12 protein-coding genes and 1 riboswitch are annotated in these 12,655 nt (G+C 64.9%); of the genes, 6 read left to right on the top strand and 6 right to left on the bottom strand.

The window, feature by feature from the left end; genetic code table 11:
• Window positions 1-219 precede the first annotated feature (219 nt).
• Together R2E40_RS03025 and gbpA are read left to right on the top strand one after the other, a co-directional pair.
• The gene (locus R2E40_RS03025) at window positions 220-1,917 is read left to right on the top strand and encodes a methyl-accepting chemotaxis protein (protein ID WP_318164733.1); all 1,698 of its coding nucleotides are present in this window, start codon (window positions 220-222) and stop codon (window positions 1,915-1,917) included.
• A 265-nt stretch (window positions 1,918-2,182) separates the two neighbouring features.
• Window positions 2,183-2,268: riboswitch (cyclic di-GMP riboswitch) on the top strand.
• A 62-nt stretch (window positions 2,269-2,330) separates the two neighbouring features.
• Complete coding sequence (gbpA, locus tag R2E40_RS03020; RefSeq protein ID WP_318164732.1) at window positions 2,331-3,755, top strand: N-acetylglucosamine-binding protein GbpA; 1,425 nt, start codon at window positions 2,331-2,333, stop codon at window positions 3,753-3,755.
• Window positions 3,756-3,827: 72 nt separating this feature from the next.
• Here gbpA and cbl read toward each other — a convergent pair whose 3' ends face one another.
• The 6 genes from cbl to R2E40_RS02990 form a co-directional block, all read right to left on the bottom strand.
• Complete coding sequence (gene cbl, locus R2E40_RS03015; RefSeq protein ID WP_011704576.1) at window positions 3,828-4,775, bottom strand: HTH-type transcriptional regulator Cbl; 948 nt, start codon at window positions 4,773-4,775, stop codon at window positions 3,828-3,830.
• A gap of 176 nt (window positions 4,776-4,951) precedes the next feature.
• Window positions 4,952-6,019, bottom strand: a complete 1,068-nt coding sequence (locus tag R2E40_RS03010) for a sulfate/molybdate ABC transporter ATP-binding protein (protein WP_011704575.1) — start codon at window positions 6,017-6,019, stop codon at window positions 4,952-4,954.
• 22 nt (window positions 6,020-6,041) lie between these two features.
• Complete coding sequence (cysW, locus tag R2E40_RS03005) at window positions 6,042-6,938, bottom strand: sulfate ABC transporter permease subunit CysW (RefSeq protein ID WP_171280049.1); 897 nt, start codon at window positions 6,936-6,938, stop codon at window positions 6,042-6,044.
• Complete coding sequence (gene cysT / locus R2E40_RS03000; RefSeq protein WP_005308571.1) at window positions 6,935-7,774, bottom strand: sulfate ABC transporter permease subunit CysT; 840 nt, start codon at window positions 7,772-7,774, stop codon at window positions 6,935-6,937. Before cysT ends, cysW begins: the two co-directional genes overlap by 4 nt.
• A 279-nt stretch (window positions 7,775-8,053) precedes the next feature.
• Window positions 8,054-8,629 (bottom strand): alpha/beta hydrolase, encoded by a 576-nt coding sequence (locus R2E40_RS02995; protein WP_318164731.1) that lies wholly within the window; start codon window positions 8,627-8,629, stop codon window positions 8,054-8,056.
• 56 nt (window positions 8,630-8,685) lie between these two features.
• Window positions 8,686-9,687, bottom strand: a complete 1,002-nt coding sequence (locus R2E40_RS02990) for a sulfate ABC transporter substrate-binding protein (protein ID WP_135320657.1) — start codon at window positions 9,685-9,687, stop codon at window positions 8,686-8,688.
• Window positions 9,688-9,896: 209 nt separating this feature from the next.
• Here R2E40_RS02990 and R2E40_RS02985 point away from each other — a divergent pair, with 209 nt between their 5' ends.
• The 4 genes from R2E40_RS02985 (at window position 9,897) to R2E40_RS02970 (ending at window position 12,489) form a co-directional block, all read left to right on the top strand.
• A complete protein-coding gene (locus R2E40_RS02985) occupies window positions 9,897-11,159 on the top strand; it encodes an MgtC/SapB family protein (RefSeq protein WP_318164730.1) in 1,263 nt (420 codons plus the stop codon).
• A gap of 80 nt (window positions 11,160-11,239) precedes the next feature.
• Window positions 11,240-11,830, top strand: coding sequence for a sugar O-acetyltransferase (locus tag R2E40_RS02980; RefSeq protein ID WP_016349367.1), 591 nt, complete (start codon window positions 11,240-11,242; stop codon window positions 11,828-11,830).
• Window positions 11,827-12,168 (top strand): DUF1294 domain-containing protein, encoded by a 342-nt coding sequence (locus tag R2E40_RS02975; protein ID WP_039215378.1) that lies wholly within the window; start codon window positions 11,827-11,829, stop codon window positions 12,166-12,168. The genes R2E40_RS02980 and R2E40_RS02975 overlap by 4 nt, the downstream gene beginning before the upstream one ends.
• A gap of 108 nt (window positions 12,169-12,276) precedes the next feature.
• Window positions 12,277-12,489 carry a hypothetical protein gene (locus R2E40_RS02970; RefSeq protein ID WP_016349365.1) on the top strand — a complete coding sequence of 71 codons (213 nt, stop codon included), beginning with the start codon at window positions 12,277-12,279 and terminating at the stop codon, window positions 12,487-12,489.
• The last annotated feature ends 166 nt before the right edge of the window (window positions 12,490-12,655 follow it).

Here is a 12,655-nt window from a genome sequence, read left to right as displayed (position 1 = left end):
TGCAAATTGAGCAGACAAATAGTGCGCCGGGATGCGCGCCATCACGCTATCAAAAGCGAGGGTTTCTGTCTGCTGGCTATACTGATTGTCAAATTGCTCAATTGGCGTTTTATGGCCCCAAGCCATTGAAAGTTAATTAAATGTTAATAACAAAATAATCAGGGCCAGCCAACGGACTGGCCACCACCAGACCCGCACGGGAAAGTTAAGGAAGAGACTATGTTCAAGCTCGGTGATATTGCCGTGAGCCGCAAATTGATGCTGTTGCTCTCACTGGCGCTGATCGGTTTCATCGCACTGCTGCTCATCTCGGTCAGTGCCCTGCATCGCAACCTGATGAGTGAACGGGAAGCCAGGCTGCAGGCCGTACTGGACCTGGCCATGAGCCGGATCCAGACGCTGGCGGCCAGCCTGCCCGCCCCCCAGGCCCAGGCCGAAGCCAAGGCCATGCTCAACAGCATGCGCTTTGACGGCGACAACTACCTGTTCGTGCTGGACGAGAACCGCCGGATGGTGGTGCACCCCGTCAGGCCCGAGCTGGTCGGCCAGCAGATGGGCGAGAGCGGCACCGCCACCGCCGGCGTCCACTGGCAGCAGATGGTGGATCTCGGCAAGGGGGGCCATAGCGGCCGGCTGGAATACAAGTGGATCTCCCCCTCCGGCGAGGCGGCCCAGAAGATGTCGCTGGTGGCCGGTTATCAGCCCTGGGGCTGGCTCCTCGGCTCCGGTGTGTTGCTGCAAGACATCCAGGCCACCATCTGGTCCCAGTATCAGCTGATGGGGGGCGCCACCTTGCTGGTGACCCTGCTGATGGGGCTGCTGGGCTTTGCCATCAGCCGCTCCATCGTCAATCCGCTGGCAGAGATCAACCGGGCCATGCAACAGGTGGCCGCCGGCGATCTGGTGGTGAGCATCCCGGTGCACGGCAAGGATGAGCTGGGGGCCGTCGCCAGCTGCACCAATCAGGGGCTCGACGCCATTCGCCGCGCCCTGCTGGAGGCGAGCCAGGGGGCCCGCAACGTGGCGGATGCCGCTCTGCGCATCGCCGCCTCCGCCGAGCAGACCAACCAGGCGGTCAACAGCCAGCGGGATCAGCTGGCCCAGCTCGCCACCGCCATGAACGAGATGAGCGCCACCATCTCCGACGTCGCGGGCCACGCCGAGAACACCGCCCGCGATACTCAGGACGCCACCAGCGAGGCCGGCCTCGGCAACCGTGACGTGCACGCCAGCGTGCACGGCATCCAGGCGCTGGCCACCGAGGTGGAGCAGGCCACCCTGCAGGTCAACCAGCTCAAGGAGGGGGTGATGCAGATAAGCGAGGTGACGGCAGTCATCAGCGCCATCTCGGAGCAGACCAACCTGCTGGCCCTCAACGCCGCCATCGAGGCGGCCCGCGCCGGCGAGCAGGGCCGCGGGTTTGCGGTGGTGGCCGACGAGGTACGCCAGCTGGCCAGCCGCACCCGCCAGTCCACCGAGGAGATCCAGAGCACCATCGGCCAGTTGCAACAGCGGGCGGTGACCGCCGCCAGCGCCATGGACGCCAGCCGCAAGCTGGCGGAGAGCAGCGTCAGCCAGTCGGAGAAGGCAGGCCAGGATCTCTCCCTCATCGTCAACCATATCCAGCACGTCAGCGACATGGCGACCCAGATAGCGACCGCGGCGGAGCAGCAGAGCATGGTGGCGGAGGACATGAACCGCAACGTCAGCGGCATCAACGACTCGGCGCTGGAGATGTCCCAGTCCGCCTCCCAGCTGGCCCAGGAGAGCGAGCTGCTGGCCGGACTTTCCCGCAGCCTGGACGAGCGGCTGGCGGTATTCAAACTCGGCAGCGCCATCGACCAGCAGCTGGAGCAGCGGCTCGCCCCTCTGCACCGGCAGGTGAGCCCGGCCGAACGCCCCCGCGCTCGCCACTGATCCGTCCTGCCCTGTCGCAGCGCACGCCCCCGTCAGCCCGGCTGACGGGGGCGTGCTTCATTGATGAAACATGTGGATTTTTTGCATCTTGTCGACCTGTTCGACGACATTGATGCGGCAGCGTTCAGTTAACCATCATTTAAAAACAAACAGTTAAGTGTTTGCTCTACTCCGATGAGGTCAAGCTGTAAAGATTTACACTTAATTATTTAATCAAAAATAGCCATGATGGGTTGTCGCCAAACGCGACACCATGACCCTTTATGTAGTCATTTGGCAAACTGGTTGAAAGGCCAGGACGCAAAGCCTCCGGTCTAAAGACATGTCGTCCAGGATAGCGGGGTTGCCACATCGTGCTTCGGGGAACTCCCCCTGCCAACTTGACTGCCCACATCTGTCGAACAGAGGAATGTATGGCAGCAAAAATCCAACTCAATCACGTCGCTGCGACCCTGGCCCTGCTGGTCAGTGGCAGCGTGCTCGCCCACGGCTACATCAGCCAGCCGGAATCGCGCAACTATCTGTGCAAGACCGGCGGCAACAGCCAGTGCGGCGCAGTGCAATGGGAGCCCCAGAGCGTGGAAGGCCCCTCCGGCTTCCCGCAGGCCGGTCCGCCCGATGGTCAGATCGCCTCGGCCGGCAGTGCCAGCTGGCGCGAGCTGAACGCCCAGACCAGCGACCGCTGGACCCGCCGCGAGGTGCAGGCCGGCCCCTTCGCCATCAGCTGGACCTTCACCGCCAACCACGTCACCCGCAACTGGCGCTACTACCTCACCAAGCAGGACTGGAACCCGAACCAGCCACTGACCCGCGCCGCCTTCGAGATCACCCCCTTCTGCGTGGTGGACGGCAACATGACCCAGCCGCCCAAGCAGGTCACCCACCAGTGCAACCTGCCCCAGCGCACCGGCTATCAGGTGATCCTGGGGGTGTGGGAAGTGGGGGACACCAGCAACAGCTTCTATAACGTGATTGACGCCAACTTCAAGGGCGGCACCCAGCCGCCGCTGGCCTGGAGCCAGGGCGGCACCATCTATCCTTCCACCGAGCTGGCGGTCGGCGACAAGGCCAGAACCCTGGTGTTCGACGCCAACGGCGTGCGCCCCGATCTGCAGACCGAGCTGACCATCGCCAGCCCGGAGCAGGGCCAGAAGAACAACTGGACCCACGCCCTGGCGAGCAAGATCAATGCAGAGCAGAGCCAGATCCGGGCCGGCCAGCAGAGCGGCGAAGGCCAGTTCAACCCCGTCTACGGCCAGAACCCGGTCTACTTCAAGGCCGGCAGCGCCCTGGAGCGGGTCGAGATCCAGCTCGAGCAACAGCAGCCGCCGGTGAGCAACGGCGTCAGCGTGAGCGGCCTGGAGAGCGACTACCTGCTCGACGAGGGCAAGCTTACCCTCAACTTTACCGTGGCCGCCGAGGGCGATCTGACCGTCACCAACACCCTGTATGATCACGGTGGGGCCGCCAAGGGGCAGACCAGCGCCGACATCAAGGACAGCACCCACAGCTTCACCATACCGCTGACCGGGCTCAGCGCCGGTCACCACCAGCTGGTGATCGAGGGCAAACCCAAGGCCGGTGGCGATGCGGTGCAGCAGACCCTGGATCTGATGCTCAAGGATCCGGCCGCCGGCGGTGACTACCAGTTCACCTTCCCGGACGGGCTCAAGTCCTACACCGACGGCACCAAGGTGCTGCAGCCCAAGAACGGCAAGGTCTACCAGTGCAAGCCTTTCCCCTATCGCGGCTGGTGCAGCCAGTGGTCGGCCAGTGCCACCCAGTATGAACCCGGGGTCGGCACCAATTGGCAGGATGCCTGGATCCAGGTGAACTGATCCGCAGGCACAGCATGACACCATCAACAAAACGGGGAGCCACTGGCTCCCCGTTTTCTCTGATGCACCACCTCAGATCTGGAAATCGATGGCCGCCTCGCTGCCCATGGCGCGGGCCTGGATGTCCGCCAGCGCCAGCTCCGGGTTGCAGAGCTGGATGAACTGCCAGGCGAAGTTGTGCTGGAACTGCCCCTGCTTGAGACCGATCCAGGCGGTGTGGGGCGCGAACAACCGGCTGCCGTCCAGCTGTACCAGCCCCTTGTCGCGCTGGGTGTCGAACGCCATGTCCGCCAAAATACCCACCCCCATCTCCAGCTCGACATAGGTCTTGATGACGTCGGAGTCCTGCGCGGTCAGCAGGATCTGCGGGGCGATGCCGGCCTCGGCAAACGCCTCGTCCACCCGCGCCCGCCCGGTCAGGCCGGCCTGATAGGTGATGATGGGCCAGTGGGCCAGCGCCGCCAGGGTCAGCTCCCGCTCGGCGGTGAGCGGATGCTGCTCCGGCACCACTATGTTGTGGTGCCAGCGGTAGTAGGGAAACGCCACCACCCCTTCGCTCTTGTCGAGCTGCTCGCTGCTGATGCCGATGTCCACCTCGCCGGTCTGCACCAGCCGCACTATCTCCTCCGGGCTGCCCTGGCGCAGCTCCAGCTGCACCAGCGGGAACTGCTCGCGAAACGCCTTCACCACTCGTGGCAGGGCATAGCGGGCCTGGGTATGGGTGGTCGCCACCAGCAGCCGGCCCGACTCGCGGTTGGCGAAGGTGCTGGCCAGCTTGCGGATGTTGTTGGCGTCGTTGAGGATGCGCTCGGCGATCACCAGCAGCTCCTTGCCCGGCTCGGTCATGCCGAGCAGCCGCTTGCCGTAGCGGATGAACAACTCGATCCCCAGCTCCTCTTCCAGCTCGCGGATATGGCGGCTGACCCCGGACTGGGAGGTAAACAGGGCATTGGCGACCTCGGTCAGGTTGTAATCCCGCCGTGCCGCCTCCCGGATAATTCGCAACTGCTGAAAATTCACGTCATCGCCTCCTGCGCTGACCGGCCGGTCGGGGTCCTCCCCGCCGCCTTGTTGTTATCTTGTCTGGCCGCCCGAGCCTGAACTCTGAGCGCCATACTGACCCTGTGGTATCCCAGGCGGGCAGATCCCGCCATGGTCACGCGGCTTGCCTGCACGGCCCGCCAGGGGTCTGCCTCTCAAATCTGGTAATCCGGGTAGAGCTGGGCCTGTTTGGCCACCAGCCGCACCCCCTGGCCCGGGCTGAAGGCGCGGGCCGCCTCCTTGCTCAGCTCGGCCTCGAAGTGTGCACCGTTTGTATCCCCATTACCACGCAGTTCCACCCGGATGCGCGGCCCCATGGGCAGCAGGCGGGTGATGGTGGCGCTGATCCCGCCCGGCGCATCCGCCGGCAGTATCTCCAGCTCGTGGGGACGCACATAGGCGACGGCCGCGCTGCCCTCCGCCAGCTGGGAGCTGATGGGTCCGCCCAGCAACTGCTCGCCGATGCCGAGCCCCTGCCCGGCCACCCGGCCGCGAAACAGGTTCACACTGCCGAGGAAGCTGTGCACGAAGGAGCTGGCGGGCTGGTCATAGACCTCGGCCGGGGTGCCGATCTGCTCGACCTTGCCGGCATTCATCAGCACCACCCGATCCGCCACCTCCAGCGCCTCCTCCTGATCGTGGGTGACGAACAGGCTGGTGACGTGCAGCTCGTCGTGCAGCTCGCGCAGCCAGCGGCGCAGCTCCTTGCGCACCTGGGCGTCGAGGGCGCCGAAGGGCTCGTCCAGCAGCAGTACCTTGGGCTGCACCGCCAGCGCACGGGCCAGCGCGACCCGCTGACGCTGGCCGCCGGAGAGCTGGGTCGGGTAGCGCGCGGCCACGTGGCTGAGCTGCACCAGATCCAGCAGCTCCTTGACCCGGGCGCGGATCGCCGCCTCGGCCGGTCGCTCGCTGCGCGGCTTGACCCTAAGGCCAAACGCCACGTTCTCAAACACCGTCATGTGACGAAACAGGGCGTAGTGCTGGAACACGAAGCCGACGTTGCGCTCGCGCACGTGCAGATCCGAGGCATCCTCGCCGCGGATGATCACGCTGCCGCTGTCGGCCTGCTCCAGCCCGGCGATGATCCGCAGCAAAGTGGTCTTGCCGCAGCCGGAGGGGCCGAGCAGCGCCACCAGCTCACCGTCGTGAAAGTCGAGGTTGATGTCGGCCAGCGCCGCGTACTGGTTGAAATGCTTGTTGAGTCCTTGTACCTGAATGCTCATGGCAGCCTCTTGAATTCGGTGATCAGTGAGAGTGAGTAGGCTGGGCACGCAGCCGGGCCAGCAGGGTTTCCCCCAGCAGGGTGAAGATCCCGAACAGGGCCAACAGGCTGGCTACCGCGAAGGCGGCGCCGGTCTGGTACTCGTTGTAGAGGATCTCGATGTGCAGCGGCAGGGTGTTGGTCTGGCCGCGAATATGGCCGGATACCACCGACACGGCGCCGAACTCCCCCACCGCCCGGGCGGTACAGAGCAGCAGGCCGTACATAAGGCTCCAGCGGATGCCGGGCAGGGTGACCCGCCAGAACATCTGCAGGCCGCTCGCCCCCAGCATGATGGCCGCCTCTTCCTCTTCCGGGCCGCGCGCCTCCATCTGGGGCAGCAGCTCGCGCACCACGAAGGGCACAGTGATGAAGGTGGTGGCCAGGATGATGCCTGGAGTGGCGAAGATCACCTTGATGTCGTGCTCGCTCAGCCATTCGCCGAACCAGCCGCGGCTGCCGAACATCAGCACGAACATCAGCCCCGCGATCACCGGTGACACGGAGAACGGCAGATCGATGATGGTGATGAGCAACTGCCGGCCTGGGAAGCGGAAGCGGGCGATGGCCCAGGCCGCGGCGACCCCGAACAGCAGGTTGAGGGGCACCGAGCAGAGGGTCACTAGGGCGGTGAGGCCGAGGGCACTGAGGGCGTCCGGCTCGCTGATGGCGTGCCAGAAGAAGCTCAGTCCGGGGGATAAGGCCTGGATAAAGACAGTGGCCAGCGGCAGCAGCAGCAGGGCGGCAAACCAGCCGAGGCCGACCGTGATCAGCAGCCACTTGACCCAGACCGGCTCGCGGATGACGGGGGGCTGGCGTACCGAGGTGGTCGGCGCCGCCTCGCCCGTTGCCAGCGCCAGGCTTGCGTTGGATGCGTTCATATCCGGCTCCCTCCGATACGGGCCCAGCTCCAGGCCTGCAACTTGTTGATAAGCAGTAACAAAATGAAAGAGATCAGCAGCATGACCACGGCGATGGCGGAGGCGCCGGCGTAGTCGTACTCCTCCAAGTGACTCATGATCATCAGCGGCGCGATCTCCGACACCATCGGCAGGTTGCCGGCGATGAAGATGACGGAGCCGTACTCCCCCACCGCCCGCGCGAAGGCCAGGGCAAAACCGGTCAGCAGGGCCGGCACCAGGGTCGGCCACAGCACCCGGATGAAGGTCTGCCAGCGATCGGCGCCCAGGCTGGCGGCGGCTTCCTCCTGCTCGGTCTCGGCTTCCCGCAGCACCGGCTGCAGGGTGCGCACCACGAACGGCAGCCCGATGAAGGTGAGCGCGATCACCACCCCGATGGGGTTGTAGGCGAGCTCGATGCCAAACGGGGCGACCCACTGCCCGATCCAGCCGTTGGGGGCGAAGATGGCGCACAGGGCGATGCCGGAGACGGCGGTGGGCATGGCGAACGGCAGGTCGATCAGGGCATCCACCAGTCTGCGGCCGGGGAAGGTGTAGCGCACCAGCACCCAGGCCAGGATCAGGCCGAACAGGGCGTTGAGCAGCGCCGCCACCAGGGCGGCCCCGAAGCTCAGACGAAAGGAGGCGAGCACCCGCGGCGAACCTATCACCTGCCAGAACTCGGCCAGGGTCAGATTGTTCACCGCGAACAGCACCAGCGCCGAGAGCGGCAGCAGCACCAGCACGCCCAGATAGAGCAGGCTGAAGCCTAGGGTCGGGCCGAAGCCCGGCAGCACGGAGTAAGAACCAAATCGCATAACGCATCCGTTTGTTATGAAAAACATTAGATACAGCGATTCTGCGCATTCCTGTTTGGGGCAACAAACACCAATAACGCCTTTGCTAAGCACTTTTTTGTCTAACAGCGGTGGACAAGGCTTTTAGAGCCATAAAATGAAAAAAAGGTCTTTTATATAAATAAAAGACCTAAAAATGGAGCGTCGTGCAATGTACCAAGCTATCCAAATCAGACTGTCGTGGTGTCGGGTGCCTGCCCTCCTTCTCTATTCCAAACCCGTGTGATCAACGCTCGCCGCTCAGCGAAAACTCACGGCTGCCCGCCGCTCCCACACCGCCGGCGTCGGCTCCACCACCATCTCGGCCCGCCGATAGAGGGTGCCGAGCAGGTTGAGCCCCTGGTTCCACTCGCCGTGGCCGGACTGGGCATTGATGTGGCCCACCTCGCCGGCATCGAACAGCGGCACCTGCCACTGGCGGCTCCAGTACTCGGCCCGCTCAAAACTCATCCAGGGATCGTTGCGGCTGGCCACCAGCTGGGCCGACACCTTGAGCGAACCAGCCAGCAGCTCGTCTGGCAAGCCGAAGCGGGCCGGATCCGCTGGGGCCACGATGAACAGCGAGGCCACCTTGTCGGGCTGCTGGCGCGCCGCCGTGATGGCCGCCAGCGCGCCGAAGGAGTGAGCCACCAGGTGAGCCCGGCCGCGCCGGCTGCGCAGCTTGCTCGCCAGCTTGGCGCTCCAGACCGTGAGGTCAGGCCGATCCCACGGCAACCCCACCATCCGCTGCCAGTGGGGGAAGTATTGGTGCCAGCGGCTCTGCCAGTGATCCGGCCCACTGTTGTGCAGACCGGGAACCAGGAGGATCTTGTTCATCTTGGTGCTCCTATCAGCTGGCACAGGGGCCAGTTAAGTTGGCGATGGCCGGCCGCTTAGCGACCCGGCTGGTAGATCTGGTCAAACAGGGCGCCCTGGGCGAAGTGCTTCTTCTGTGCCTTGTCCCAATCCCCTTCCAGATCCTTGACGGTGAACAGCGCCAGTTGCGGGAACTGGGCTGCGGTCTCCTTCTGGATCGCCGGGTTGCTGGGGCGATAGTGATATTTGGCGATGATGCGCTGCCCCTCGTCGGAGTAGAGGTAGTCTAGGTAAGCCTTGGCCACCGCCTCGGTGCCGTGCTTCTTGGCGACCTTGTCCACCACCGCCACCGGCGGTTCGGCCAGGATGGAGACCGACGGCACCACCAGCTCGAACTTGTCGCTGTTGCCGGGCTGACCCAGCACCAGCAGGGCTTCGTTTTCCCAGGCCAGCAGCACGTCGCCGAGGCCGCGCTCGATGAAGCTGGTGGTGGCGCCGCGGGCGCCGGAGTCCAGCACCTTCACGTTCTTGTAGAGATCACCGACGAACTGCTTGGCCCCCTCCTCGCTGCCGCTCTTCTTCAGGGCATAGCCCCAAGCTGCCAGGTAGTTCCAGCGCGCCCCGCCGGAGGTCTTGGGGTTGGGGGTGACGATGGCCACGTCCTTGCGCACCAGATCATCCCAGTCCTTGATCTGCTTGGGATTGTCCTTGCGCACCAGGAACACGATGGTGGAGGTGTAGGGCGCTGCATTGTTGGCCAACCGGCTCTGCCAGTCGGCGGCGGTCAGCCCCTGCTTGGCCACGGCATCGACGTCGTAGGCCAGCGCCAGCGACACCACGTCCGCCTCCAGCCCGTCCACCACGGCGCGCGCCTGCTTGCCGGAGCCGCCATGGGACTGGCTGACCACCACGTCGTCGCCGGTCTTCGCCTTCCACTCCTTGGCGAAGGCGCCGTTGTACTCCTGGAACAGTTCGCGGGTCGGATCGTAGGAGACGTTGAGCAGGCGGATCTCGGCGGCATTGGCCTGACCGAGGGTCAGCAGGGAGAGCAGGGTCAGGGCGGTCATTCGCAGTTTCATGGGGATACTCCATATCTCGTTGGGTTGAATGCAGCATGCCGTGGGCTTGTTATGCCGAGAACCAAGAAATAACGCTTTGCTTATCTCATTTGCTCATATCAGGAGGCCACAGGCGCCATTCGCGCACTCTGTGAGCCAGGCCGCGCTGGCCCGGTGCCGGCTGTGCCATCATGGAAACAAGGCAGGCAGATGACGAAAAGGAAGTCGTTATGTGGATCAATGCAGAACCCGTCAATGGCGCCCTGGTCTCGCTGGCCATCGGCCTCATCATCGGTCTGGAGCGGGGCTGGCAGGTGCGCCAGCTGGGGGACAACCAGCGCATCGCCGGGATGCGCACCTATGGCCTCATCGGCCTGCTCGGCGGGGTCTGCGCCCTGCTGCTGCCCACCTTGGGCCCCTGGCTGCCGCTACTCGGTCTGCTGGCGGTGGTGACGGGCTGCGGCCTCTCGGTCTGGCTGGCCCAGCGCTGGCAGGGGGAGTTCGGCCTCACCAGCTCGGTGGCCATGCTGCTCACCTATCTGCTAGGGCTGATGTCGGTGCTGCTGAGCCCGAGCGAGGCGGTGGCCTGCGCCGTGCTGGCGGCCCTCTTGATGGGGCTCAAGGGCAAGATCCAGCAGGGAATGCTGTTTCTGAGCGAGACCGAATTTCACGCCACCCTGCGCTTTCTGCTCATCTCGCTGGTGCTGCTGCCGGTGCTGCCCAACGAGGAGATGGGGCCGCTCGATGCCTTCAACCCCTTCAAGATCTGGCTGATGGTGGTGGTGATCGCCGGCATCTCGTTCTGCGGCCACTTCGCGGTACGCCTGCTCGGCACCCGCGCCGGGCTGGTGCTCACCAGCATACTCGCCGGGCTCGCCTCCTCCACTGCCCTCACCCTGCAGTTCGCCCGCCTCAACAAGGAGCAGGGTGGGCTGGAACGGCTGCTGGCCACCGGCATCCTGTTGGCGGGGGCCACCATGTGGCTGCGGCTGCTGGTGCTGGTGCTGCTCATTCACAGCGAGCTGGCGATGCGTCTGGCGGCGCCCCTGCTGCTGCTGGCGACCACCGTCTACGGCTTCGCCTTCTGGTTCTGGCGCCAGCGCGAGGAGCTGACCGACGGCCCGGTGCAGCCCCAGACCAGCAACCCGCTCGATCTCGCCACCGCCATCAAGTTCGGCCTGCTGCTGGCGCTGATCGGCTTCATGGCCACCCTGCTGCAGAGCAAGGTGGGCAACTCCGGGGTCTATCTGCTGTCGCTGGTCTCCGGCATCACCGACGTGGATGCCATCACCTTGTCACTCTCCCAGCTCTCCCACAAGGAGCTGGCGCTGGAGGTGGCGGCCCGCGGCATCCTGCTGGCCGGGCTGGTCAACTCGCTGGTGAAGGGGCTGCTGGCCCTGGGGATCGGCGGCCGCCGGCTGGGGCTGCGGGTACTGCTGCCCTACTTCGTCTCGGCCTTGCTGATCCTGCCGCTGATCTGGCCCGGCGCCTGAGCTTGCAGCAAGTGACAGCCTGACGCCGCCAGAGTGCTCGCGTATACTGGCTCCTCTTGGCACATGAGAGGAGCTGTAGCATGGCAAGCGATTGGGACAAGGTACTGGCGGGCGGCGCCCTGGACAGCCAGAGCGAGGAGATAGCGAACGACCGGATCCGCGGTCAGGCGCTGCTGGCACAACTCAACGCCTCCCCGGCCGGTGACGAAGCCCTGCGCCAGCGCCTGTGCGGCGAGCTGTTCGGCCACTGCCCCGACTCCTGCTGGATCAGCACTCCCTTCACCTGCGAATTCGGCCGCAACATCCACATCGGCGAGAAGACCTTCTTCAACTTCAACATCACCATTCTCGACGTGGGCGAGGTGCACATCGGCAGCCATGTGCTGCTGGCCCCCAACGTGCAGATCTACACCGCCACCCACACCATGGACTATCTGGAGCGACGCAACTGGACCGCCTACAACAAGCCGGTACGGATCGGCGATGACTGCTGGATTGGCGGCGGCGCCATCATCTGCCCCGGTGTCACCATAGGCCCGCGCTCCATCATAGGTGCCGGCGCCGTGGTCACCCGCGACATCCCGGCCGACTCGGTGGCGGTGGGCAACCCGGCGCGGGTGATCCGCAGCCTGAGCCCGGACGCCCCCCGCGGCTGGGAGCTGGCCCTGTGATCTGGCTCGCCCTGCTTCCCCTGCTGTGGACCGCCTGGCTCGGCCTGGCCGACACCAACTGGTGGCCGCTCGCCATCGTCACCACCATGAGCCTGCTGACGGTGCTGGCCTACGCCCACGACAAGCGCCAGGCCATTCGCGGCGGCTGGCGCATCCCCGAATCCCGGCTCCACCTGCTGGAGCTGTTCGGTGGCTGGCCTGGCGCCCTGGTGGCCCGTCACTGGTTGCGCCACAAGACCCAGAAGGGCAGCTACCGCCGGGTGTTCTGGTTCATCGTGCTGCTGCACCTCACCCTGTGGGGACTCTGGCTCGGCCGTCCGCTCTGGCAGACGATCTGACGCGGGTCGCAGTGCCCGATTGCCGGCCATTGCAGCCGGCAATCGGGTATGAGACAACAGAAGGCAATCAGGCTGTTTTCTCGTTTGTTCATCGGCAAGGAGTCACTCATGACCATGTGGACCGGTATCGTGCTGATCGTCTTCATCAGCGCACTGTTCGGTTTTCTCAGCAAGCGGGCCCGCTACCAGCTGGGGGATATTCGCATCACCGACCGCCTCGGCAAACAGGACGTGCTCATCAACCAGCTGCAAGAGCGCATCGCCAATCTGGAGGCCATCGTCATCGAGGAGGAGAAGCGCCGCCCGTTCAAGGAGCTCTGATCCGGCAAGCCGGGCGGCAAACCGGCCAGCCCACGGGCTGCAAGGGTTTGCCGCCGCCCCCTCCCGCGCTCACCCGCCTCCTGCCAGGCAAAAACTAAATTCACAGCAGGATCAGTCCCTTGCCATTTTCAGGCTGAATTTTCGCCAAGCTGGCCCATTCCCTGCT

It is taken from the genome of Aeromonas sp. CD, assembly GCF_033349375.1.
In the GTDB taxonomy this organism is placed as follows: domain Bacteria; phylum Pseudomonadota; class Gammaproteobacteria; order Enterobacterales; family Aeromonadaceae; genus Aeromonas; species Aeromonas hydrophila.
The sequence above is the reverse complement of the archived record's forward strand: the minus strand, read 5'-3'. Positions and strand labels throughout refer to the sequence as shown.